The organism is Companilactobacillus versmoldensis DSM 14857 = KCTC 3814 (genome assembly GCF_001434295.1).
Classification (GTDB): Bacteria; Bacillota; Bacilli; order Lactobacillales; family Lactobacillaceae; genus Companilactobacillus; species Companilactobacillus versmoldensis.
On record NZ_AZFA01000013.1, the window covers coordinates 1 to 25,273 of the forward strand.

General features: G+C 40.1%; 24 protein-coding genes and 1 pseudogene. 9 read left to right on the forward strand and 16 right to left on the reverse strand.

Annotated features, from left to right (window positions below):
* Nucleotides 1-9: 9 nt before the first annotated feature.
* Nucleotides 10-402, reverse strand: a complete 393-nt coding sequence (locus FC27_RS07495) for a hypothetical protein (RefSeq protein ID WP_056938092.1) — start codon at nucleotides 400-402, stop codon at nucleotides 10-12.
* Between the two features lie 144 nt (nucleotides 403-546).
* Nucleotides 547-1,053, reverse strand: coding sequence for a TetR/AcrR family transcriptional regulator (locus FC27_RS07500; protein WP_010624480.1), 507 nt, complete (start codon nucleotides 1,051-1,053; stop codon nucleotides 547-549).
* Nucleotides 1,054-1,231: 178 nt separating this feature from the next.
* Between FC27_RS07500 and FC27_RS07505 the strand changes: the two genes are divergently transcribed.
* Both FC27_RS07505 and cobT read left to right on the forward strand, forming a co-directional pair.
* Complete coding sequence (locus FC27_RS07505; RefSeq protein WP_010624481.1) at nucleotides 1,232-3,562, forward strand: ABC transporter ATP-binding protein/permease; 2,331 nt, start codon at nucleotides 1,232-1,234, stop codon at nucleotides 3,560-3,562.
* A 176-nt stretch (nucleotides 3,563-3,738) separates the two neighbouring features.
* On the forward strand, nucleotides 3,739-4,773 hold the full coding sequence (gene cobT, locus FC27_RS07510; RefSeq protein ID WP_010624482.1) for a nicotinate-nucleotide--dimethylbenzimidazole phosphoribosyltransferase: 1,035 nt from the start codon (nucleotides 3,739-3,741) through the stop codon (nucleotides 4,771-4,773).
* Nucleotides 4,774-4,940: 167 nt separating this feature from the next.
* Here cobT and icd read toward each other — a convergent pair whose 3' ends face one another.
* The 3 genes from icd to acnA are packed head-to-tail and all read right to left on the reverse strand — an operon-like array spanning nucleotide 4,941 to nucleotide 9,964.
* Complete coding sequence (gene icd, locus FC27_RS07515) at nucleotides 4,941-6,239, reverse strand: NADP-dependent isocitrate dehydrogenase (RefSeq protein WP_010624483.1); 1,299 nt, start codon at nucleotides 6,237-6,239, stop codon at nucleotides 4,941-4,943.
* Complete coding sequence (locus FC27_RS07520) at nucleotides 6,215-7,327, reverse strand: citrate/2-methylcitrate synthase (protein WP_010624484.1); 1,113 nt, start codon at nucleotides 7,325-7,327, stop codon at nucleotides 6,215-6,217. Before FC27_RS07520 ends, icd begins: the two co-directional genes overlap by 25 nt.
* Nucleotides 7,328-7,351: 24 nt before the next feature.
* A complete protein-coding gene (gene acnA / locus FC27_RS07525; protein WP_010624485.1) occupies nucleotides 7,352-9,964 on the reverse strand; it encodes an aconitate hydratase AcnA in 2,613 nt (870 codons plus the stop codon).
* Nucleotides 9,965-10,275: 311 nt separating this feature from the next.
* Between acnA and FC27_RS07530 the strand changes: the two genes are divergently transcribed.
* Nucleotides 10,276-11,085 carry a Cof-type HAD-IIB family hydrolase gene (locus FC27_RS07530; protein WP_010624486.1) on the forward strand — a complete coding sequence of 270 codons (810 nt, stop codon included), beginning with the start codon at nucleotides 10,276-10,278 and terminating at the stop codon, nucleotides 11,083-11,085.
* Nucleotides 11,086-11,134: 49 nt separating this feature from the next.
* On the opposite strand, the gene FC27_RS07535 is transcribed toward FC27_RS07530, so the two are convergent.
* Nucleotides 11,135-11,485, reverse strand: a complete 351-nt coding sequence (locus FC27_RS07535; RefSeq protein ID WP_010624487.1) for a DUF1516 family protein — start codon at nucleotides 11,483-11,485, stop codon at nucleotides 11,135-11,137.
* 138 nt (nucleotides 11,486-11,623) lie between these two features.
* Nucleotides 11,624-12,481 (reverse strand): annotated as a pseudogene (locus FC27_RS07540) (GRP family sugar transporter).
* Nucleotides 12,482-12,616: 135 nt separating this feature from the next.
* Between FC27_RS07540 and FC27_RS07545 the strand changes: the two are divergent.
* Nucleotides 12,617-12,967, forward strand: a complete 351-nt coding sequence (locus FC27_RS07545) for a DUF2200 domain-containing protein (protein ID WP_010624488.1) — start codon at nucleotides 12,617-12,619, stop codon at nucleotides 12,965-12,967.
* A 62-nt stretch (nucleotides 12,968-13,029) separates the two neighbouring features.
* Here FC27_RS07545 and FC27_RS07550 read toward each other — a convergent pair whose 3' ends face one another.
* The 6 genes from FC27_RS07550 to FC27_RS07575 form a co-directional block, all read right to left on the reverse strand.
* Nucleotides 13,030-13,617: a peptidylprolyl isomerase gene (locus tag FC27_RS07550; protein WP_010624489.1), complete on the reverse strand. Its 588-nt coding sequence runs from the start codon at nucleotides 13,615-13,617 to the stop codon at nucleotides 13,030-13,032.
* A gap of 141 nt (nucleotides 13,618-13,758) precedes the next feature.
* A complete protein-coding gene (locus FC27_RS07555) occupies nucleotides 13,759-14,208 on the reverse strand; it encodes a hypothetical protein (RefSeq protein WP_010624490.1) in 450 nt (149 codons plus the stop codon).
* A gap of 86 nt (nucleotides 14,209-14,294) precedes the next feature.
* Complete coding sequence (locus FC27_RS07560; RefSeq protein WP_010624491.1) at nucleotides 14,295-14,876, reverse strand: GNAT family N-acetyltransferase; 582 nt, start codon at nucleotides 14,874-14,876, stop codon at nucleotides 14,295-14,297.
* A gap of 36 nt (nucleotides 14,877-14,912) precedes the next feature.
* A complete protein-coding gene (locus tag FC27_RS07565; protein ID WP_081483536.1) occupies nucleotides 14,913-15,365 on the reverse strand; it encodes a helix-turn-helix transcriptional regulator in 453 nt (150 codons plus the stop codon).
* An 11-nt stretch (nucleotides 15,366-15,376) separates the two neighbouring features.
* On the reverse strand, nucleotides 15,377-15,784 hold the full coding sequence (locus FC27_RS07570) for a hypothetical protein (RefSeq protein WP_029508169.1): 408 nt from the start codon (nucleotides 15,782-15,784) through the stop codon (nucleotides 15,377-15,379).
* Nucleotides 15,785-15,794: 10 nt separating this feature from the next.
* Complete coding sequence (locus FC27_RS07575) at nucleotides 15,795-16,175, reverse strand: hypothetical protein (protein WP_010624493.1); 381 nt, start codon at nucleotides 16,173-16,175, stop codon at nucleotides 15,795-15,797.
* Nucleotides 16,176-16,441: 266 nt separating this feature from the next.
* Between FC27_RS07575 and FC27_RS07580 the strand changes: the two genes are divergently transcribed.
* From FC27_RS07580 to FC27_RS07590, 3 genes are all read left to right on the forward strand, one after another.
* Nucleotides 16,442-18,052 carry an Nramp family divalent metal transporter gene (locus FC27_RS07580; RefSeq protein ID WP_010624494.1) on the forward strand — a complete coding sequence of 537 codons (1,611 nt, stop codon included), beginning with the start codon at nucleotides 16,442-16,444 and terminating at the stop codon, nucleotides 18,050-18,052.
* Nucleotides 18,053-18,072: 20 nt separating this feature from the next.
* On the forward strand, nucleotides 18,073-18,507 hold the full coding sequence (locus FC27_RS07585) for a universal stress protein (RefSeq protein ID WP_010624495.1): 435 nt from the start codon (nucleotides 18,073-18,075) through the stop codon (nucleotides 18,505-18,507).
* A gap of 138 nt (nucleotides 18,508-18,645) precedes the next feature.
* The gene (locus FC27_RS07590; protein WP_010624496.1) at nucleotides 18,646-19,455 is read left to right on the forward strand and encodes a hypothetical protein; all 810 of its coding nucleotides are present in this window, start codon (nucleotides 18,646-18,648) and stop codon (nucleotides 19,453-19,455) included.
* Nucleotides 19,456-19,565: 110 nt separating this feature from the next.
* Here FC27_RS07590 and FC27_RS07595 read toward each other — a convergent pair whose 3' ends face one another.
* Nucleotides 19,566-20,486, reverse strand: a complete 921-nt coding sequence (locus FC27_RS07595) for a TerB N-terminal domain-containing protein (RefSeq protein ID WP_010624497.1) — start codon at nucleotides 20,484-20,486, stop codon at nucleotides 19,566-19,568.
* Between the two features lie 261 nt (nucleotides 20,487-20,747).
* Between FC27_RS07595 and FC27_RS07600 the strand changes: the two genes are divergently transcribed.
* Nucleotides 20,748-22,160: a C69 family dipeptidase gene (locus FC27_RS07600; RefSeq protein WP_010624498.1), complete on the forward strand. Its 1,413-nt coding sequence runs from the start codon at nucleotides 20,748-20,750 to the stop codon at nucleotides 22,158-22,160.
* 31 nt (nucleotides 22,161-22,191) lie between these two features.
* On the opposite strand, the gene FC27_RS07605 is transcribed toward FC27_RS07600, so the two are convergent.
* Nucleotides 22,192-23,103: a LysR family transcriptional regulator gene (locus FC27_RS07605; RefSeq protein ID WP_010624499.1), complete on the reverse strand. Its 912-nt coding sequence runs from the start codon at nucleotides 23,101-23,103 to the stop codon at nucleotides 22,192-22,194.
* A gap of 135 nt (nucleotides 23,104-23,238) precedes the next feature.
* Here FC27_RS07605 and FC27_RS07610 point away from each other — a divergent pair, with 135 nt between their 5' ends.
* Nucleotides 23,239-24,219, forward strand: a complete 981-nt coding sequence (locus FC27_RS07610) for an NAD(P)H-dependent flavin oxidoreductase (protein ID WP_010624500.1) — start codon at nucleotides 23,239-23,241, stop codon at nucleotides 24,217-24,219.
* Nucleotides 24,220-24,252: 33 nt separating this feature from the next.
* Here FC27_RS07610 and FC27_RS07615 read toward each other — a convergent pair whose 3' ends face one another.
* A complete protein-coding gene (locus FC27_RS07615) occupies nucleotides 24,253-25,272 on the reverse strand; it encodes an LCP family protein (RefSeq protein WP_010624501.1) in 1,020 nt (339 codons plus the stop codon).
* Nucleotide 25,273: the final 1 nt, after the last annotated feature.

Genomic DNA, 25,273 nt, shown 5'->3' on the forward strand with positions numbered 1-25,273 from the left:
CCAGAAAGTTTAGACCCTTTTGAACAAGACCTTCTGGAAATCTTTTTTCTGTTCTTGGATGATTGCTTGACGCTGACTAGCTGGCAGTAAGTGGAGAACCTTGGCATACTCCATTGCCGACAAACTATGTTTCAAACGCAGATGATCATGATAATTCAAACTATAAATAATTTCGAAAAAATCTGGCTGTTTTAAGATTTCTTTTAAATACCAGTAGTAATATCCATTGAAGGTCATGATCTTGGTCAGGATATAGTTTCGACAAATATTCCATAAACAATATAGGTATAACAACGATAAAGCAATTTGGATGATCACTGGTAGGTTCAATATTGCTAGGATAACAATAACAGGCGCAAAAATTGTTAAAAACAAAGTTAAGATATTGCCAAAGTTCCTCATAGCTGCCCTCCCCGGCTGTTGTTAGGTCAAGGATAGCACTAGCTCCAACAGTGTATAGCAACGAAAATGTTCTCATATCAAAAAACAATTTTTGCTAAAAATATTTTTCTATTAAGATATTAAAAACCCTTCTGGAATTTCCGATTAAGGATGAAATTTTTGTAGATCATCAGCGTAGAAAATTTTTTCAATGATGGCTGCTAATTGATGTGGTGTTTCAGGCATACCGTCTTTGACCCATTTCTTCAAAATACCTTGCATCCCTAGTGAAATATAGATTTTTTGATAATCATTGCTACTATCAACTTTATTATAGAATTCATTCAATATCTTAGTTTTTCCTTCAACAAAAACCAAATTGCTCAATTTTCGATTGTGATAGAAAACTTCAATTAATTGTTCCATAGAATCAATGGGAGACAACGTTTCGGGCACCTTAAGCGAACTGAGAAACTCATTTGCTATGCTATCGATGCATTGATAAATATCATCATAATAACGATAAAAAGTGGTTCGATTGATATCTGCAATTTTGCATACTTCCGTTACGGAGATATTACTGACAGGTTTATCTTCTAATAAAGATAAAACTGTATCTTTGATAACGCTTTGGGTATACTTAGCACGACGATTATTCTTTATTCCAACCATAATTGCTCCTTTTACAACACTTATCGTTAATCTGTTGAATTAACAACAGATTGTTGATAATTGTGGGTTGCACATGTGATATAAAATTCTTATTATATATACATGGTGTTGCATTAATGACAGTTTAACAGATGTATTATTTTTCACCATACTAAAATCTAAAAAAAGGAATTAAACAATGCTGGAATTAAAACATATTAAAAAGTACTATTACGTCGGTGATTCAGTCACTAAAGCTTTAGACGATGTTTCAGTTTCCTTCCGTCAACAAGAGTTTGTTGCTATCTTAGGTCCGAGTGGATCTGGTAAAACTACCTTGCTTAACGGTATCGGTCGACTGGACATTTATGATTCCGGTGACTTGATCATCAACGGTAAGTCGACCAAAGACTTTTCCGAAGCTGATTGGGACGCTTACCGGAACAATTCAGTCGGATTCATCTTCCAAAGCTACAATATCATCGGTCATCTAAGTATCCTTGATAACGTTGAAATGGGTATGACCTTGAGTGGTGTGCCTAATCAAGAGAAAAAAGAAAAAGCTACTGAAGCATTGGAACGTGTTGGTCTAGGCCCACACATGAACAAGAAGCCTAACCAACTTTCTGGTGGTCAATTGCAACGTGTAGCAATTGCTAGAGCTATCGCCAACGATCCTGAGATCCTCTTGTGTGATGAGCCAACTGGTGCCCTAGATACTGAGACCAGTGAAGAGATCATGCAATTGATCAAAGAGCTTTCAGCTGAGCGTCTAGTTGTGATGGTTACCCATAATCCGACTTTAGCTGATGAATACGCTGATCGGATCATCAACTTCGCTGACGGAAAGATCTTAAACGATTCCAATCCTTATCAAGAAAATGAAGCTGAAGACAACTTCGAATTGAAAAAGACGAAGATGACTTTCTGGACAGCCTTGAAATTGTCTTTCACTAACTTGAAGACGAAAAAAGCGCGGACTTTCTTGACGGCGTTTGCTTCCAGTATTGGTATTATCAGTATCGCAATTGTTTTAGCCTTGTCATCTGGTTTCCAAAAGCAGATCGACAAGACTCAAGGCAATACGTTAGCGCAATTCCCGGTCACTATTTCGCAAACGGCAACTAAGACGACTGCCCAAACGTACGAGAAAATGAAAACGTCTAAGTCGAACAAGATCACAGCCAAATTGAGTCAAGCTGAGAAAGCTACTCACACTAACAAAATTGACAGTGATTATTTGAGCTACATCAAAAAACTCGACCCACAATTGAGTAAAAATGTTACTTATACTTACTCAACAGGAATGAATCTTTTGAGTAAGCAAAATGGGAAAGTCAAGACAGCCCAATTTTCGAATTCGAATTCTTCTTCAAATGATTCCACTAGCCAAATGACGAGTGCTATGTCGTCCTCTTCTGGAGTTGGTGGCTCAGTCTACCCTTCATCTTCAGATAATGGTGCTGGATTCTTGAAGAAGCATTATTCAGTCTTAGCCGGTTCAATGCCTAAAAATGAAAATGACATCGTCTTGATTGTTAACCGAGACAACTCGACTAACATCAATGCTTTGAAGAACATCGGCATGAACGTTAAAGACGGTCAAAAATTGAACTTCAACAAATTAGTTGGTACTCAATTGAAGATTGTTTCTAATGATAATTACTACAAGTCAACAGGTAGCGGTACTTATACACCAAACTCAGACTTGTCATCAATGTACGACAATAGCAACAACCGCACAGTCCGCATTTCTGGTATCTTACGTGTTAAGTCAAAATCATCTGAAAACATCCTTTCTTCAGGAATCGCCTATGGTGATAAGTTGACTCAAGATATCATCCAAGACAACAAGAATTCCGATATCGTCAAAGCTCAAAAGAGCAGCGACTCAAATGTCCTAACAGGACAATCCGTCGACGGTACTACTAAGAAGAGTTTAGTTAGCTATCTTGGTGGTTCAACAACTCCTGCAAGTATCTTGATTTATCCAAATACCTTCAAGAATAAAGATAAGGTCTTGAAGTACTTAGACAAGTACAACAAAGGTAAGAGCAGTTCCGATAAGGTCATCTACACCGACTTAGCTGGACAAGTTTCTAACTTAACTGGTGGATTGATGGATGCTATCACTTACGTCCTAGTAGCCTTTGCTGGTATTTCATTGGTCACAAGTATGATCATGATCGCCATCATTACCTTCACTTCAGTCCTTGAACGGACGAAGGAAATTGGTATTTTGAAAGCTTTAGGTGCTCGTAAGAAAGATATCACCCGCGTCTTCGATGCTGAAACTGTTATCCTTGGTGTCTCCTCTGGTTTACTAGGTGTCATCATTGCTTGGCTGGCCACCTTCCCGATCAACGCGATCCTGAAGAGTATGACTGACCTAAGCAACGTTGCTCAACTTAATCCAATACACGCAATCATCTTGATAATTATCAGTACTGTGCTGACAGTTATTGGTGGACACGTTCCTGCTCGAATGGCCGCTAAAAAAGATGCTGCTACAGCTTTAAGATCCGAATAAAACTATTCAAACTGTCGCTCTTCGGAGTGACAGTTTTTTTATGCTCAATTTAATAATGTTTTTCAAATATCATCTTTTTTCATCAATATTTTGTTGTCTTGTTAATAATTTCACTCGAGAAATTCTGAAAGTCTTATAATTATTTCATAAAAACGCTTTCGGAAAGGTGTCTTACTGTGAATATATCACCAAATTTGATCTCTCAAACTGCTCAAAAAGATATGCGTCAAAGATTGAACGACTTAGCTAAACCAGTCGATGGCCTCGGTCATTTAGAGGCTTTGGCAGTCAAACTAGCTGGCATAGAAGGAACGACTGATCTAAAACTCGATCAACGTTGCTGTCTTCAATTTGCTGGCGACCACGGAATCGTTGAAGAAGATGTTTCAGCGACCCCTAAACGCGTGACTGCTCAACAATCGATCAACTCACTCGACCATACGACAACGATTGGAGTCTTATCTGACCTCTTTCATTGTGATCTGAAAGTGATCGACGTTGGCGTTGACCACCAATTCAGTGACCCACGGATCATTGACGCTAAGATTGCTCCGGGAACTAACAACTTCCTCCATCAATCAGCCATGACTCGTTCACAAGCCAAACAAGCTTTGCAAGTCGGATTTGATCAAGCCAACCAAGCCATCAAGGAAGGAAATAACGTTTTATTGATTGGTGAAATTGGTATTGGTAATACAAGTTCAGCTAGTGCCATCATCGCCGCAGCCTTAAATCTGCCTGCATCTGAGGTCGTTGGACGTGGTTCGAATATTTCTGACCAGAAGATGGCTCATAAACTTGCTGTGATTCAAGAAGCTCTCGACAACAAAACTATCGACTCAAGTGACCCGATCGATATTTTAAGTCAAGTCGGTGGCTACGAAATAGGCGCTATGTGTGGAGCCATCATCGCCGCCGCTAACGCCGGTGTACCACTAGTCCTAGATGGATTCTTAACATATTCAGCCTGCATCCTAGCCCAAAAATTCATCCCTGATATCGGAGAGCACGTAATAGCCTCCCACTCATCGCACGAAAACGGCACCAAAGTAGCCCTGAAATCATTAGGCCTAAAGGCCAACTTCAACCTAGACCTAGCAGTAGGAGAAGGCTCAGGAGCCGCCCTACTACTACCATGGTTCGACGCCATTGAAAACCTGCTCGAAAAAATGATGACTCTACAAAAAATGCAAGTCGCATTCGCAAAATAGAAAGCGTGTACTAATACAATATTCGATCAATACGCCTCAGAATATAAAAAAACGTAGCATCTCCAGCAAACCTAATCCTAGAAGCTAACTGCAATATTCCCAAAAATCAAAAAGCATGCGATTCAAGTAAAAAATCTTGAGTCACATGCTTATTTTATTGAACAATTTTACTTCCCATTTCGAATGTTTTTCTCAACAAAACTACCAAACTCGCTAGTGCTAAGTTCTTCAGCACCATGAATCTGGCGGGCAAAATCCATCGTAACGTGCTTGCCTTTGATGGCACTGGCAACGGCTCGTTCGATCACCTGACTGACTTCTTTCCAGCCGAGGTATTCAAACATCATCGCTCCCGACAAAATCAAAGAAGTCGGATTCAATTTATTCTGGCCAGCAAATTGCGGAGCTGTCCCGTGAGTAGCTTCAAAAATCGCCTGACCAGTCTGATAATTGATATTTCCACCTGGAGCGATCCCGATACCACCAACTTGAGCAGCCAAAGCATCGGAAATATAGTCCCCATTCAAATTCATCGTCACGACTACATCGAAGTTTTCCGGGTGCAACAACGATTGCTGGAAAAAGTTGTCAGTAATGACATCATCAACAAACAAACGTCCTGAATATTCCGATAAAGTTCCGGCGTCATCCGCCGCAGATAAGCCCTTTTTAGACTTGATCTGTTCGAACTCATTCATCGTAAAGACACGGTCACCAAAAGATTCAGCCACCTCATAGCCCCAGGTCTTGAAGCTACCTTCAGTCTTTTTCATAATATTGCTTTTGTGTACCAAAGTCACTTTGGACAAATTGTGATCCAGGGCATATTCGATTGCCGCTCGGACAATTCTTTTTGAGCCTGCTTCAGAAACAGGTTTGATGGCAAAGTTACTCGAATCCGGGAAACGGACTTTATCCAGTTGTTGGTTTTGTTTTAACAACTGCAGCAATTGGTTGGCTCCTTCACTTTTCGAGACGAAATCGATCCCTGCATAAATATCTTCCGTGTTCTCACGAAAGACAGCAATATCGACATTTTCTGGTTTTTTGACTGGTGACGGAACGCCGGCAAAATATTTCACTGGTCGAAAACAAGCGTAAAGATCGAGTTTTTGACGTAATGTAACATTAATGGACCGATGGCCTTTGCCAATTGGCGTCGTTAATGGGCCCTTGATTGCTACTAAATAATCTTTTAAGGCCTGCAAAGTCTCGTCTGGCAACCATTGGCCGGTCTTTTTATAAGCAGTTTCACCAGCTAATAGTGGCAACCAATCGACCGATTTTTTACCTTGATAAACCTTATTGACGGCCGCATCAAAGACCCCTTTAGCTGCCGACCAAATTTCTGGACCAATGCCATCTCCCGCAATAAAAGGGATCGTCGGATGATCTGGAGTTTTCAGGTTTCCGTCTTCCATAATAATTTTTTGACTAGTTACTAGTGAACCACCTTCTTCATACATGTGTCGCTGGCGTAATTTCGGTCAGTTGGCCCCACATATTCAGAATTAGGCCTGATCAAAGTTTTCTCACCGCGTTGTTCCATCACATGTGCTAACCAGCCAGCTGTTCGACAAGCTGCAAAGACCAGCGTAAATGTTTCTTTCTCCAGCCCCAAGCAGTGATAGATCAAAGCTGTGTAGTAATCGACATTTGGATGCAGGCCATCCCTTTGCAACATGTAGTCAGCCAATTTCAATTGAATATCGTAATATTTTTCATTACCAGTTTTCTTAGACAATTCTTCAGCAAAGCCTTTCAAAATAGCAGCTCGAGGATCGCCATGCTTATAGATCCGATGGCCAAAGCCCATGATCTTCCGGCCGACAGCAACTTGCTGTTCGACGAACTCGACTGGGTCCTCATCGTGATCGATGATCTCGGTCAACATATCGAAGACCCGCTCGTTGGCTCCACCATGCAACGGACCCTTCAAAGCACAGACAGCAGCCGTTATACATGAATAATAATCGGACATGGTCGAAGCGACAACACGTGCCGTAAAAGTCGAGGCATTGAATTCATGGTCAGCGTGCAAGATCATGACTGTATTGAAAATATATGACAATTCAGCATCCGGACGCTTACCGGTCATCATGAACAAGAAGTTGTCAGCCACACCCAATTTAGGGTCGGCTTCCAAGAAAGGCTCATCATCACGCAAACGAATGATTGCTGCGATTGCCGTCAACATTTTCGCCAAAATCTTCGGTGGCTCATCGTGATCCACATCATTCGTGGTACCTAACAGAGACGTCGTCGTCCGCAGAATACTCATCGGATGCTGAGGCTCACGTGCAATGTACAGCAAAAGCCTGACTGTTTCAGCTGGCAGAACCATTTTGCTGACTAAATCTTTTCGAAAAGCCTTCAATTCACGCTTGTTCGGCAATCGCTGGTTCCATAACAAAAAGACGACTTCTTCAAATGTAGCGTGTCTTTGCACCATCTCTTGAACCAAGTAACCCGCGTATGTCAATTTTTCGTTCTTTGTTGAGCTAATGTGAGTATCGTCAACCACGATGCCCGCTAAACCTTTTGGATGATCCATTTTCAATGCCTCCTTACTATTTTTTTAAACACCTAACTTATTGTCAATCACCATCGGTAAAATCCCGTGTGCATCGAAATATTCTTGATCGATGGGCGCATCGAACCTTACCTTAACGTCGAATTTAGTCGTGTGAGCATTGTTCGAAGCTGTCACATGGGCAACTTTTCCATCCCTTATGATGGAGAACTTCTCGTCACCAACTAATCCGAGTGAATCTGCTGAATCTCCTGGCAAGTATTGCAAAGGCAAAACGCCCATCATAACTAGATTCGACCGATGGATCCGTTCAAAACTTTCGGCAATGACTGCCTTAACACCTAAGAGTTCAACGCCCTTAGCCGCCCAATCACGAGATGAACCCATTCCGTAATCTTTACCAGCTAAAATAACTGTATCGACCTGATTTTGTTTATAGTCCATGGCCGCATCATAGATAGTCGTTTCTTGACCGGTCAACCAAGACTTGGTGAAGCCACCTTGTTTATCCGGCGTCAACAAATTCTGCAAGCGAACGTTGCCTAGAGTCCCACGCATCATGACTTCATGATTGCCACGTCTTGACCCGTAAGAGTTAAAGTCTCGTTGCTGAATCCCATGGGCTAATAAATATTTGCCTGCTGGCGAAGATTTGCCAATAAAACCAGCGGGGGAGATATGGTCGGTGGTGATTGAATCGCCTAATTTTGCTAGAACGCGCATGTTTTTGAAATCACTGGTCTCAGTATTTTCAAACAATGGCGGATTAGCAATATAAGTCGATTTTTCATCCCAAGGATAAGTCGTTGACTTAGATGAAGTCAATTGATTCCAGGTTTTATTCTGATCAAAAATGTTAGCGTAATTCGTCGAGAACAATTGTGGGCTCAAATACTTATGAATGACCGCACTTATCTCGTTAACACTGGGCCAAAGATCCTTGAAGTAAACTGGTTGGTCATCTTGGTCATGTCCAAGTGGATCTTTGGTTATGTCAATATCGACCGTTCCTGCTAAAGCATAGGCAACGACTAACGGTGGTGAAGCTAGGAAGGTATCTTTGGTCAACGGATTGACCCGTCCTTCAAAGTTACGGTTACCACTTTCGATAGCTGCAATCGGATAATCTTGTTCAGCCAACTTGGTCTGTAAATCTTCCTTCAACTTACCTGAGTTACCGATACAAGTGGTACAACCATAGCCGACGATATTGAAGCCAATTTTATCGAGATATTGTTGTAGATCAGATATCTCCAAATATTTAGTAACTACTCTAGAACCAGGAGCAAAGGAGGTCTTAACGTATTCTGGGACCTTTAAGCCTTTGGCAACGGCCTTTTTAGCTAAGAGACCAGCAGCAATCAATACTTCTGGATTAGAAGTATTGGTACAGCTAGTAATAGCAGCGATTCCTAGATCACCAGGACGCAATTGGAATTTCGTTTGATCGATTTGGACTGGAAAATCTGGCAATTGATCGTACTGTCTAAAATGGCTCGGCATGTCTTTCAAATAAATTAAATCTTGCGGACGTTTCGGCCCAGCCAAACTGCTTTGGACGCTGGAAAGATCCAGCATCTTATCTTCTGAGTATTGCCGTTGATTGTCTTCAGCTTCAGCATAGAAAAAGTGATTGTATTTGGCATATTGTCTAACAAATTCGATCTGTTCGGCACTTCTGTCGGTCAGCTTCATGTAATCTAACGTTTGTTCATCGATCGGAAAGAAACCACAAGTTGCACCATATTCAGGTGCCATATTGGCGATAGTAGCTCGATTAGCTAACGGCAAAGTCCGCAAACCCGGCCCATAAAATTCTACGAATTTGCCAACTACGTTGTGTTTTCTCAATAAATTAGTGATAGTCAAAGCTAAATCGGTCGCCGTGGCTGTATCGGGTAATTTACCAGTCAATTTCACGCCGACGACTTTTGGCATTGGGAAATACGATTCTTGTCCCAGCATGCTAGCCTCGGCTTCGATACCACCAACACCCCAGCCTAAAACGCCTAATCCATTGATCATGGTCGTATGCGAATCGGTCCCGACTAAGGTGTCAGGAAAAGCGACTTTTTCTCCATCAATATCTTTTTGACGGATAACTTGCGATAAATATTCTAGATTGACTTGATGAATGATCCCCGTATCCGGGGGAATGATCGTCAAGTTGTCAAAACTATTTTGAGCCCACTTCAAAAAAGTGTAACGCTCGTGATTCCGCTTAAATTCTTGCTTAACATTGAAGTCGAACGCTTCATCATTAGCTGCCATATCCACCTGAACTGAATGGTCGATCACCAGATGAACTGGTACGTCCGGATTAATGATTTCTGGATCGCCACCGCGTTTTTTGACTTCATCGCGCATGGCTGCTAGATCGACTAGTGCCGGTACGCCGGTGAAATCCTGCAGGATAACTCGTTCTGGTTTGTAGGCGACGTCTTGATCGTGTTGATTGTCCCAATCAATGAAGGCTTTCAAGAACTCCTTCATGGCAGGTTTTTTCTGACTGTGGCGTAGGGTCAATTCTAACAGCACTCGAATTGAATAAGGCATTGCAGAAATTTGTTGCTGGTGCTCAGCCAAATAGCCTGCAATATCGTAATAAGAATATATCTTTCCATTGGCATGGAATTGTTTTCGATAGTCTTTATCCATATTCACACCTCATTCACTTATTATTAAATAATTTTTAATAAGTCTAACACCATTTTAATTTTGATGGTAGGGTCAAATCAAAATCTAGATTGTTTTACTCGTGAAAATAGCCCATGGCTCTAAGCCTCAGACTATTTCAGTAAATATATTTTATAAAAATCAATACGGTTGCGTTTACATATGTAGTTAAATTCGTTTTTCAAAGGTCAAAAGTTACATTAGAATCAGTCTAATTGTTGGTTCTTTAACTTTCTCAATCTCTTTTAGCAAGATAATTGGTATACTCGAATTAAACAGTTAGGAGATCAACAATGATTAAACACATCTTTTCAGACATGGACGGAACGATCTTAAATGACGAGGGCGACATCACCGACCGCAACGTCCAAATCATCAAACAAACCAATATCCCTTTCACGCTCGTTTCCGCTCGTGCACCAATGGAGATGGCCGAAGTAATGGACAAACTAGCTTTGAACACACCTCAGATCGGGTTCAATGGCGGACTAATCTTTGAAAAGATCGATCAAGAAATTCAAGTCCTCGACTCTGAATCGATTGAATTAGCTACTGCTCAAAAAATCATTCAAGAAGTCCGAGACAAATTTCCCCAAATCAGTCTCAGCTGGTATAGCTTGAACAACTGGTATACCGAAAAGCACGACCGCGGGATCGATTTGGAAAATAGTTACACGAACCTTAATCCTGAAGTCGTGACGTCAGATGATTTCTTCACACAGCCGAATATTGAAGTCTATAAGTTGATGCTGATTATATTCGAGCAAACGGCCATGCAGGAAGTTAAACAATATTTGCTTGACCAACCTTTCTCGGGCGTAAGCATTCAACAATCGAGCGACACTTATTTAGAGATCACCAGCGACAAGGCTTTGAAATCACGTGGGATACAATTCATCATCGACCAAGAAAAATTGGAACCATCCGACTTGATGGCTTTTGGCGACGGCCACAACGATTTGCCGATGCTGCAAATGGTCGACAACCCAGTCGTGATGAAGAATGCCTTGCCTGATATGCTGGAAAATGCCAAATTCATAACAAAATCCAATCAAGAAGACGGTGTAGGTTATGCTTTAGAGCATATCTTGCCGGAATTATAGTTAAAAAATATCGACAATCCATCACGAATTGTCGATATTTTTTTATTCTTTATACAAATGGATACCAGCCGGCTAATGCAAAGCCAACGATTGCCACGACGATAATGAAGACGATGACTGCCCAAACGGCTTGGACGGTCAAGCGTCCGCTATTCTTTCTGGCAAAGGCAATTTCGATCAAGGCTATCAACAAAATAGCTAAAATAACTTTGATAATCAAAAGTGTTGGTTCACTCTGCCAAGCATGTGGGAACAAAAAGATCCCCGTAACAATGATCACGATATACCCCAATCTTGTGATCATTTCATAAACCTTGGTCAACGAATTAGTGAACAAGGCTAGTAAAACCATGATTGTCATCACGATCCAGGTAATTAAATGCGTCCATAAAAAAGCCATAACCTATACTCCTCCTCATATAGTATCTATAATAACATTTTTATGAAAGTGGATACCTGATTGAGAAATCAAGACTATTCAAATTTTTGACACAAAAAAAAGCAGTGTCTCTGAACACTGCTTGCCAAAAATTTGATTTTATAAAAAGGCTGTAATGAAACTTCCTCCGACAATTAAAACTAAGCCGGTTATGGTGAATTTCAACTCACGCGGCGTCTTGGATTCGTGCAAAAGCAACATTCCACCTATGGTCGAAACAACGACGTTCAATTGGGTAATAACGAAAGCTGAAGCGACACCAGCCATTTGGGCGGCATAAATATAAACTAATGAACCGATACCAAAGACGATACCAACTAAGATGTTGTACCAGCCAGCTTTTTGAAGGAAGCCTTTACCTTTGGTATTGAAGATATTGAACAATACCGCACCGATGAAGATCCCCAACATTTCGGGGAAGTACAAGTGCAAACCTGAAGCATCGACGGCTTTTGGCAAAGCACTGTAAGCCCATTAACCAATAGTCGTTGGAATCAAAACGGCTAGACCTTTAGTCAATGAACCAGAAGTCGACTCTCCTGACTTTTGATCAGTTATCGACGTGCAGCTGACACCGATGATGACTAGCAGGATGGCGAAAGCTCCGATCCACTTCGAAGCTGCTCCGGCCCATTCGCCAAAGATCAAAACACCAATCAAAGATGTACCAATGATCTGCAAACCAGTTGAGATCGGCATGGTCTTAGTAACCCCGATTTGGTTGAATGTGATGTACTGACCAACTTGACCCATCGACCACAAAAGGCCAGCGGCAAAACTGATCCAAAAATTCTTGCCGGAAACTGCTCCGTCAATGAAATAAATAAAAATACCTATAATAAGGGCACCCAAACCAGTACCAAATATCTGATTAGCAGGGCTACCACCGACTTTTCTGGCAATCAGCGGTTGCATACCCCAACCAATGGCAGGAATAAGTGCTAAAAGAATACCCATATAATCACTCTTTTCTCAAAATAATTTCCATATCAAATTTTTACAGTTATTATAATAACAGTTATATCAGCAAAAAGCGCTGATATTCATGATAAATATGTAATCGTTCACAAATTTCGATCAGGAGTGAAAGAAATGGCTAATCAGAAGATATTTCAAATGGAATTCAGAGAGATTTATTCAGCCTACTTGAAAAAAGTAGAACGTAAGGGTCACTCAAAACAAGAATTGGACCAAGTCATCCTGTGGTTTACCGGTCATGATCAAGAATCGCTTCAACAATGTTTAAATACCCCTATCACGATGGAAGAGTTTTACCAGCAGGTCCCTATGATGAATCCTAATGCTCCTTTGATCACTGGCGTCATTTGCGGCATTCGGGTCGAAGAGATCAGTGATCCCTTAATGCAGAAGATCCGTTATCTGGATAAATTAGTCGATGAAGTTGCTAAAGGAAAAAAGATGGAAAATATCCTTCGCCACTAAAAAACTACCAGCCAATTTTGATTGGCTGGTAGTTTTACTTTGCTTGAGATTGACACTAACTATTAGTTTTCTGAGATATCGATTTTTTCAATCACGACGTCTTCTTTGGGCTTATCGGCAGCATCACGCTTGACCTTGCTGATATTTTGAACGACGTCCATGCCTGAGATGACTTGGCCAAAGACTGTGTGGCGATGGTCTAGCCAGGGTGTTCCACCGTTTTTGTATTCAGCGATGACTTCTTCTGGATAGCCGGCGGCAGACATTTGCGACAAGATACGCTTTTGCATGTTTTCGTTAGAAACGATGAAGAATTGGCTGCCGTTAGTATTTGGCCCAGCATTGGCCATGGAAAGTGCCCCGTTGAAATTGAACAATTGGTCAGTAAATTCGTCTTCGAATTGACCGCCATAAATACTTTCACCACCAGCACCAGTTCCTGTCGGGTCGCCCCCTTGGATCATGAAGTCTGGGATCACACGGTGAAAAATAACGCCGTTATAGTAATCCTTTTTAGCTAACCCTAAAAAGTTTTCAACTGCCTTTGGCACTAAGTCATCAAACAATTGAATCTTGATTTCGCCATGATTAGTTACGATTGTAACTTTTGTTCCAGTTGCATTGTCTAAATCTAGTTGTGGATATGTCATTGAAAGTCCTCATTTCTGATAATTGTCAACTTAAATAATACTGGAAGTATCGGAAACATTCTATTAATAAGCATTTTATTTATAATTTAGGCAAAAAAACAGAAGATAGATTCGAAAACGAATCATCCCCTAATTTTTTGGTCATTTTTTCGACAATAGATTGTCCAGCAGCATGTACAAGAAAAACGACAAATAAAATCCTGCTCCATAACAGACTAAGGTCACGCTCAGGTCAACTACCCAAGGCAAGGCTAGATTTTGATTCAAAAATATCAAAATGAACAAAATCACCCCGATCAAAACTGCAATCGAACCCCAAAAAAATAAATATTGATGCGTCTTAGGTTGAAAAATGGGCTGCTTCTTCCCGGTATCATCGTGATAAAACGGATTTACTTGCAAGTGAGTGACGTAATTGACGATTGCCCACACGGCTGCAATCAAGGTCGCAACGATTGCCCCAACGATAAATAAGGTAACAGGTTTCTCGCGTGGACTCATTAGATCAATCAAATAAGTCACAAAAAAAACTGCTAACGAGATCACTAAGATCCATTTATGTCTGATTTGTTGGATAGAAAAGCGTTTCAATGTAAATACCTCAACTTTGCAACATTCATAAAACTAAATTCTAGTCTATAAATAAGAATTTTCATAGACTTTTGATAGTTTTTTTATTATTTATTCTCATCGATAAATTCAACTTTAAAGATGAATTTGAAGAATCCTGCAAAATAGGCAATAATCTTTTGATACTCCGCATTCTCGAAGTTTCCATTCCGATGCATCATCGTATACTTGACCCCTTTTTCTAAAGCAGTCTTATGTGACAGTTCAAAGCCATTGCGTTGGTAAAAAGCGATTCGGCGCAATCTGGTTTCGTTGTTGTCAGCTTCTGAATCGGGGGCTTCGGCACTTAAGCAGAAGCGCTGTCCTTGATACATTTTCGCTAAGTCAGCGAGGATCTTTCCTCCATAACCACTGCCACGGATCTGTGGATCGACGGCTAAATAGAAGATGTATGTCAGGTCCTTTTGGGTGACGTTATAAGCTATTCCAACGAATTCATCTTGATCATAGAAGGCAATAAATTCGATGAACTGCTTTTTTGATTGATGATATAACCAGCTCCAAGGGACTCTTTCTTCAGCTGGAAAAGCCTGAAAATAAAGCTCTTTGATTTTTTGGAATTCTGGTAGGTCTTTAGTGACAACTTTTTTGGTTAAAATAACGATTACCTCGTTTCCTCTTGTTATCATTCCCCCCTAGTATACTAAAAAAGCCGCAACTTACCATTAGTTGCGACTGAGTTGAGCTTTTAGTTTTGGCAATGTTTCGATTTTTACATGTTTGCCATATTGCTGGAGATATTTGCTGGCAAAATTAGGATTGTAAAGGTCTTTTTCAAGGATCAAGACACGATCAGTCAGATGAACGACCTTATCATTTTCAAATTGATCAGAGATAGTCTCAAAATATTTTTCTTTAAAACTGAAATCGACCCAATAGCGTTGTCGAAAGTCTCGTGGGTCGTCGGTGCCATCTTCTAAAACGAACGGTCTCCGTAGATAAGTCTGATCGTTTAATAGTTGTGTTTTAAAAATATGCGTGTTCAAAAACAAGCGCAAAGCTCCGCGTTTACGGCAATATGCCCACAAATACCACTTGCCGTCACGATAAAAGATATCCAGGGGTTCCACGATCCGGTCGGTCCATTCTAATTTTTCATTGCTATATTCAATCGAAATCGGACGGCTTTTTAACTTAGCCCAATAACCTCTGTTAAATTGTGATGCACATAACTGAGATCATCGCCATCGATGCCAAAACTCAAGTGGAGTTCCTGATGCCAAAGATTCAAGCTGGCAAAAAATTTCAAAAGATCTCGTTTGGTGGTTATGATTGGTTCGTCTGTAACGACTGAATTCACACGCAAAAAATCTTCGATCCGCAAAAACGGCCGAAACATGACTTGCCTAGTTTCTATTTTATAGCTGGCATCAACACGTGGGTTGTCACGGACCTTTATTCCTGAACTCCTGATCAATTCCATGATCTGGTCCAAAGTTTTATGGCTGATATCCAGTTCCTGTAAAAAAGTCATGCTGGGTACTTCTTCATCGGTAAATAATAGGAAGATAGTTTTAAAAACTAGTTCTGGTTTCACGATATTCTCCTTAAAGTATCTCGACTTTATCAATATATTTCCCGTCGTTGCCAAACTGCAATAAAACTTTTTCGCAGAGGATCTGATCTTCAAAAGCAATCTGACGATAATCTCGTTGTGAAAGATAGTAAGCGACCATATGAGAAAAGTACACGAAATGCAACATATCGTTATATTCTGGCACGTCGGCGATTTTCAGGATACCTTTGACAAACATATTGATGCCTTTGTCAGCTGCTCGAACGTATATCGGCGTTTTGACGAATTGGATGCCTACCCCTTTGTGTTGATCAGCCCATTTTTTATTCTCTTTGGTTAATAATGTATAGACCGTCACATCTTGGCTGACGATGGGAACGTCGGCTAGGTCCATCGCAATGATAGCTTTCACTCGATTTTACCTTCTTTTATTTTAATTTTTTGACAAAATATACTTGATTTTCTATCCAAAACAATCAATTTTTAATTTATTTTATTATTCTATTCTAAAAATAATTAAAAGTACACCAATAAGAAACACTTCTATATTGATTGGTTAAACGTTTACAATCATTTTGCCCTCGATAATTTTTTAGTTAGTCCGACCTAAATTTGTTGTTCCCTTATTCTAATCATTGCGTTAAAATCTAAACGACAAGAGAAAGGGGAATTATATTCATGTCAGAAAATAAGAGTCCAAAGGGGAAAAAGCTGATCCAATATGCTAATGGTCCTTCTTTGGAAGAAATCAATGGTACTGTCAAAGTACCAAAAGGTAAGGGATTCTGGAAAACTCTACTAGCATACTCAGGTCCCGGCGCCCTCGTAGCCGTTGGTTACATGGATCCAGGTAACTGGTCAACATCAATCACTGGTGGACAAAACTTCCAGTATCTATTGATGTCTATAATCCTGATCTCTAGTTTGGTCGCCATGCTATTACAATATATGGCAGCTAAACTAGGTATTGTGACCCAAATGGATCTAGCGCAAGCCATCCGTGCTAGAACTAGTAAGTCATTAGGGATTGTTCTGTGGATCCTAACCGAGTTAGCCATTATGGCGACAGATATTGCCGAAGTTATCGGTGCTGCGATTGCCTTATATTTGTTGTTCGATATACCGTTGGTAATCGCTGTTTTCATCACCGTATTTGATGTTCTATTACTGTTATTATTAACAAAAATTGGTTTTAGAAAAATTGAAGCTATCGTTGTTGCTTTGATCTTAGTTATTATTTTCGTCTTCGCATATGAAGTCGCTCTATCAGATCCTAACTGGGGAGCTGTTGTTAAGGGTCTTGTACCAACTGGGGATACATTCTCAGAAGGTCATAAAATTGCTGGTATGACTCCACTTAGTGGTGCCCTTGGTATCATTGGTGCGACTGTTATGCCTCATAACTTGTACTTGCACTCAGCTATCTCACAAACAAGAGCTATCGACCACAACGATGAAGAAGATGTTGCTACAGCTGTTCGTTTCTCAGCTTGGGATTCAAATATCCAATTAACAGCTGCCTTCTTCGTTAACGCCCTACTATTGATCATGGGTGTTGCCGTATTTAAGAACGGTGCCGTATCAGATCCATCATTCTTTGGTCTTTATGACGCTTTAAAGGACACATCAACTTTGAGTAACCCAATTCTTATCAGCGTTGCCAAATCAGGTGTCCTAGCTACATTATTTGCCGTTGCCCTCTTGGCATCTGGTCAAAATTCAACTATTACAGGTACTTTAACTGGTCAAGTTATCATGGAAGGTTTCGTTCACATGAGAATGCCATTATGGCTACGTCGTTTAGTTACACGTTTGATCTCAGTTATCCCTGTTTTGATCTGTGTTATGTTGACAAGTGGTGAATCAGCCGTGGCTGAGCATATCGCTTTGAATAACCTAATGAATAATTCACAGGTCTTCCTAGCCTTCGCATTGCCATTCTCCATGTTGCCATTGCTATTGATGACTGACAGTAAAGTCGAAATGGGTCAAAGATTCAAAAACAGTCTTTGGGTCAAGATCCTCGGCTGGTTCTCAGTTGTCGCTTTGACATTCTTGAATATGAAAGGTTTGCCAGACTCAATCGAAGCCTTCTTCGGAGACAACGCTACAGCATCTCAATTGCAACTTGCTGATAACATTGCTTATGTCTTGATTGCCGCAGTCCTAGCCTTGCTAGTTTGGACAATCGTTGAACTTTACAAGGGTAATAGACGTTTCGAAAAACACTTGGAAAAAGTTCGCAAAGAAGAAAACGATGAGGATTCTGAACCTCAAACTGAAGCATAAGACAATTGAAGGAGAAGATTATGAGTGATAATGTTTTTAAACGAATATTAGTAGGTGTCGATGACTCTGAAGATTCACTTTTAGCTTTGAAATATGCCATCCATACTGCCAAAGAAGACGGTTCCGAATTAATCATCGCCTCAATCCTAGAAGATGACGATATGAACGTTTTCGAAGCCTTAAGTAAAGACTACGTTCACGGTGAACGTAAAGATCTTGAAAAGCACGTCTTAGAATATAAAAAACTTGCAGAAGATGCCGGCGTCCCTAATGTGACTGCCGTAGTTGACGAGGGAGCACCTGGTGAAACAATCATCAAGAAAATAATCCCTGCAGTTCACCCAGATCTGCTCGTTATCGGTTCGGAAGCACGTAAAGGTGTAAAGAGACACTTTGGTTCTCAAGCAGCTTACATGGCTAAATATGCCGATATATCAGTAATGATTTTCAGATAATAACAAAAAAATCAGCCACCCTTCGGCTGATTTTTTTAATAAGAATCATGTCAAAAATGGACATGGTTTTTTTTTTAGTATTAAAGTGGTAATATATGAAACCTAATTAAACAAACCTATCTTTTAAGGAGGGATTTTATGAGATTTATAGTTGGTAACCAGTCAAACAAGGATGAGCGAGACGAGCTATTGACCAGGTTTCTCGTCAATGCCCAAGACGGCGACGTGATAGAACTATTGCCGGGAACCTATTTTTCAAAAGACAATCCCTTCATTTGTAATATTGAAAGAAATATTACAATCGTTGGTCAAAGTGAGAATCAAAATGATGTCACATTATATTGCAGTTTTACCGTTGGTGCCGATACCTTGATGATTTTTCGAAATTTGATCGTCAATTACCCTGCTGATGAAGACAACACCCTTTCAGCTTTTGACGGAGCTGAGATTTATTGCGACAACGTTAAAATAGACCGAAACACTAGTGATTACTGGGACACGATCTATGGTCAGAACTCTTTCTTTTCATTCAAAGACTCATCGATCATGACAGGTTCAAAAACCAAAGCTATCGGCATTTCCTTGGAGAATAGCCAGATGTTCGCTGACAATACATACTTTCAGTTGCTGTTCCAGAAAAACTCGTTAGTTTATCTCAAGGACTCTTTAGTTACCCACAAACTGGAATTAAGACGCCATTCTCGTTTATTCTTCAAAAATATCAAAGTCGACTCTTCGATGACTGATAATAAAGACGATCTAGCAGTAAAAAGCGGCTCACAAATGAATGGCCAAGATTTGGTATTCGCTAGTGAAAATCCACAAGTCCGCATCCTAAAAAGCCACTTTGACGTCAGCAACTTCCAACCAGGATCAAAAAACATTAATTTCAAATTTGACGACAGTTCAAAAGTTATCGCTGACGGGAAATTACCTTCTCGAAAATAAACAAAAAGAGAGCTAACGGATTAATAATCCGCCAGCTCTCTTTTTGTGTTTTTTGCGTAATTTAAAAAAAAGACACCAATCATATTTGATTTGGTGTCAATTTTCATATTTTATTTGTAATGTCCTAATAGTTCGATGCGAACATCTTCGCTAGTTTGCTCAAGGATCTTTAACAACGGTTTTCTTATACTGCGATGTTCCAAAAGATTTGGTACTTTGACCCGTCGAGCTTTTTTAGGTATCGAAAAATTGGAAAGCCAGATGCTGACACTGGCTTCACCAGCATGATCGATATTACTGATGGAGAAGAAGCCCTCGTCATATTTATTGGCTAATTTATCATTTAATATTTTTTCGAATAGCCGCGGCTTCCCGGTCACATATCGTTGATTGTCCATGCCCATTTTTTCAGAAACTAGCATGATATCATGTCCATCTAAATGTCCACGTGTATACAGTTTAACTAGTATTTGGGTCTCTTCTGGCATTTCATCGATCCTGAGGCAATTTAAAAACTCGACCCGTTTATATTTATAAGCTGCCCAAACTAAAGTATCAGATGAATGGCGAACGAAATCGGGATTGTTGATGATTCGATGCAATTTGCGGATTAGATTGACGGCTGGTTCGACCATGCTGCCCATATAGAGTCTTCGTTCAAGCGCATATAACAATAAATAAGCATACCCGACATCATTATCTTGTTCGATGTCTTGCAGCCAAGTTAGGAATGGATATTTCTGACCAGGCGTCAAGTTATTGAAACTAGGATAATTCCCGACTGGTACGGGATTCTCTTGGTACACTTGGTCACGGGTCATGATCTCGGAAGGTTCACTGATCGAACTGTCCTCAAAATCCATTGTATTCTTGCGACGACCATCGCCAAACCAAAGTAGATCTAGGATCTCGGTTGAAATGTCGAAATGGTGCGAGCCAACGTGGATCCGTTGGACAGTATATTTCTGCTGGCCATCGGTCTGCTCGTGTGCGAGCGTGTCGTGGCCAAAAATTGTTGCAAAAAAGCTCATTCGTGTTCCCCTTTATTTTTGTAAGCGATTTAAAAATTCTTACTCTGATTTATCTACTTAAAATTTAGCATACAAAAAGCCATTTTTGGTAACGAATATTTTTTAAAAATTAAAATTTCTCTGTTGAACCAATTGCGAAGATTCCTATATTATTACTTGTCAGTTTTTATAAATATCAATTGCTGAGCCATTGATTTTTAACCGAATCATTATTAAGGTTATAATAATATCTGAATATTTACAAAGGAGCGATTCTAATTTATGACAAAAAGAATTAAAGGCTCATGTACGACTATTTTAGTTGGTAAAAAGGCCTCAATCGATGGCTCAACTATTATTTCTCGTAACGACGACGGCCATGAAGCTTTAGACCCAGAACGTTTTGTAGTGGTCAATCCTGAAGACCAACCAAAACATTATCAATCAGTTCTCAGTCAAGTTCAAGTTGACTTGCCTGACAATCCAATGAGGTATACTTCGATCCCTAATTCGATCTTAACTAATGGTGTTTGGGCAGCTGCTGGTATCAATAGCGACAACGTTGCTATGTCAGCCACAGAGACTATCACGACTAATCCTCGCGTGTTGGGCTTGGACCCTTACGTTGACAATGGATTAGGCGAAGAAGACTTGGTAACTTTGGTCTTGCCTTACATCCATAGCGCCAAAGAAGGTGTCCTTCGTCTAGGAGAATTGCTCAAAGACTACGGTACCTACGAACCAAACGGAATTGCTTTTGCTGATAACGACAGCGTTTGGTGGTTAGAAACTATCGGTGGTCATCACTGGGCAGCAGTTCGCATCCCTGACGATGCTTACGTAGTAGCATCAAACCGAATGAGTATCGACCAATTCGATTTCGATTCTGACGATACATTATGTTCTAAAGATTTGCAGGAAATGATCGAAGACAATGGTTTGAACCCTGACTTCGAAGGTACAAACTTGCGTCATATCTTCGGTTCAGCATCGATCAAAGATACTGTCTACAACAACCCTCGTGTTTGGTTCGGTCAAAAGTACTTCAATCCTGAGACCGAACATGATCCAATGGAACAAGACTTACCATTCATTTGCCATGCTGATCGCAAGATCTCAATCGAAGACGTTAAATTCGTTTTGAGTTCTCATTACGAAAACACTAAATATGATGTTTATGGTGACGGAGCCGAGTCAGATAAGACAAAATTCCGCCCAATTGGTATCAACCGCAACCACGACGTTCATATTTTGCAGATCAGAAATAATGTCCCCGCAGAAATCGCCGGTATCCACTGGTTAGCTTTCGGCGCTAATACTTTCAATACGGTCGTTCCTTTCTACAGCAACGTTAACGACACGCCTGCTAGCTACAAGAACGCCGATGGGACCTTCAACTTGAACGATATGTACTGGTTGAGCTGCACCACTGCCCTGCTTGGTGACACCAACTATGACTTGTACGTCGACTTTAGAAACACCTTCGAACTCGAAGCCATGAGCTCATATCGCAAGATCCAACACGACACAGACGCTGACATCAAGAAACAAAGCAGCGCCGGCGTTCAAAAGTATCTTGAAGAAGCTAATAACAAATTGGCCAACGATTCACTCAAACGACAAACTAAATTGCTCGGCGACATGGTAACATTCGGTTCCGAACACATGAAGCTTAGATATAATTTAAATGATTAAACGAAAAAATCTCCCGTTTGGGAGATTTTTTTTATTTATCAGTAATCAGTTCATTAATAGTATGAGCGACTTTCTTGATATCTTCGGATGATTGTTTTCGGTACGTGATGCCCATATCTAGACTGGTATTTTCTTTAGGGATCATCATTAAATTATATTTGTCAGACTCAGCAAGCGAATTGCGGGCGATGTTTTCCGTAGTTATCGTTGTTGCGTGCAAATTGAGTGCCATTAAAGTCGCTTGTCCTGAATCTGGTAATTCCATGATTTTGTTAACATGAATTCCGTTATCTTTGAGTAGAATGTCTACCTTACGTTGTAAAAACGAGCTGTCATTGACGCCAATGTATTCACAATCGTTCAAGGTTGATAAATTATCTTGAGAAAACTCAATATAATCAGCCTTCTCATCATACAACGGACAAGTTTCAGGGATTAGTAAGGCCAACTCACTGACTGGTAAAGGAATAACGTGCAAATCCAAATTATTCCATTTTCGACCAATAGCAATATCGATTTTACCATTGATCAAATCGTGATCGGTCAGATCCCCAGATAGATTAATAAAATTGAATCTCAAATATGGAAATTTTTCATGAACTTTCTGGGCTATGTAGCTAATCGAAGGACCATCTACTAACGAACATATGGCAATCGATAAAACGCCCTGCTCAGTTCTTTTTAAATCAACTAAACTAATATTCAGTTTTACCTGAGCATCTTGGATTATTTTTAGATTTTGCGTGACGACTTCGCCTGCATTAGTTAAAGATATAGGGTTCTCTTTGCGATTAACTAATTGAATACCATACTGTTTTTCCATTTCATTGATCAACTTACTGACATAAGGCTGACTGAAATAGAGCTTTCCAGCCACTTCAGTCAAACTGTCAGATGATTTTACATTGTCCAAAATATTTATTAATTTATCTACATCATTCACATTGCTCTCCATAACTATTTAGTTATAATAACCGAGTTTTTTACTATTTCACTTACTTCTAATTAGCTATTACAATATACTTCGTAACCAATATTTGCAAATCAATATAACGATTTAGTTATCATGGAGGACATTATGGATAAGCGCATCAAACAAATTTTAAACATCGAGAAACCGATTATTCAAGGACCAATGTTTTGGCTGACTAACGCTGAATTTGTGGCCGCCGTCTCAAATAGCGGTGGCTTGGGTGTTTTAGGGATCAACGCTGGACAATATGAGCCAACAAAATCGATTGACAAAACGATTGATCAGATGCATCAACAAATTCAAAAGGCACATGGACTAACTAACAAGCCTTTTGGATTGAATTTGGTTTTGAACGATGATCCCGATAAGGATAAATTTGCTGAATTAATGATCAACCTGATGATCAAGGACCAAGTCCCAGTGGCAGTTATCAACAGCAGTAAATATATCCCCAAGTGGTTTGATTTATTGAAAGAGAACGACATTAAGATTGTTTATAGACCTTCAACTTCCACCAAAGAAGCTGTTGAAGATGCTATTCAACAAGGAATCGATATTTTAGTAGCAACTGGCTTTGATGAAGGTGGTACTGTTCCTGATCAAACTATAGGAACATTTTCAGCCATCCCTTATATCGCTGATATCGTTGATAAACGAGTCCCTTTATTTGCTGCTGGAGGTATCGTTGACAAAAGAACTGCCAAAGCAGCTAAGGCTTTAGGAGCTGATGGCCTCTTCGTAGGTACCGCTTTATTGGCCACTAAAGAATCTCCTATGGCTGACAACATCAAAGATTTATTAATCAAATACGATGCCTACGATGAATTATTATTCAAGGCACTACCAAAATTCTACCGTTCGATTCCAGGGGAATTACCAAAACATTTAGTCGAATTAAGCGATGCTGGAAGAACCAATCAAGAAGTTTGGAATGCTGCCAATAGTTATAGTGGCATGAGAAGCGGTATGCTATTAGGTGATTTAAAAGAAGGTTACGCTTCCTTTGGACTAGGATTGAGCATGATACATGAAATAACAACTGTTAAACAGGTTATCGCTAACTTGAACCAAGGCTTTGAAAATTAATAAACGAAAAAATCTCCCGTTTGGGAGATTTTTTTATTCTACTTCATCGATCAAATTATTACTGAGCTTTGAAGCATGTGCTTTTTTATCAACTGAATATTCAATATTACCTGTCTTAGCACTCGGCAAGTCAAGGTTGTCTCGAATGTAGTCCGTCACGCGCTGCAGTTCCTTTTTATCAACGATTTCCATACTCTCGCCATTTATATTTGCTCCTTGACCTTGTAAATGAGTTTCGTCGGTATCTTTATGGACTGAATTGTAGTCTTTGGCAATGGCAGTCAGGTCATCAAAGATCAAATCGGTCTGAATTTGCTCGGTCAATGACTTGATGAAATCCTGATTCAATAAAGTTTTGATTGAAGCACTCTTACCAATCAAGGCCATCAAAATTGCCCGTTGACGGGTTTGACGTCCGTAATAACCTTGCGGATCATCGTAACGCATCCGTGAGTAAGCCAAAGCCTTTTCGCCGTCCATATGAGTCTTTTTACCAGCAATAAAATTATATTTGCCATATTCAAAACTCAAGCTTGGCTTAATATCAACGCCTCCGGCTTGGTCAATAACTTTTGACATTCCGCCCATATTGATCATTGCATAAAAATCAATTGGCACATTGAGCATTTTTTGTACGGTCGTAATTGCTGTCTTGGTTTGCCCTAACGAATAAGCAGCATTGATCTTAGATGGCTTTTTAGTTCCAAATCCAGGTACGTGAACAGCAGTATCACGGGGGATACTTGTCACTGTCGTCTTTTTGTCCTTCGGATTTAACGTGATGATCATCATACTGTCGGTCCGACCTTTATAATCGCGACCCAGCGCACCAGTATCAGTCCCCATCAACAAAATCGAAATCGGCCTTTTTTTCTGGACTTCACTCGTAACGTCACGTTCTTTAGCTAAACCTGACGGTTCAAAAGAACTATTGACCGAATTCTTTACACCTCGATAACTCGTCATCCCATAAGCTGCACCACTGAACAGAACGAGCAGAAATAAAATTATAAACGAGTTACGTAAAGTATGTTTTTTCTTTTTCTTATGCATA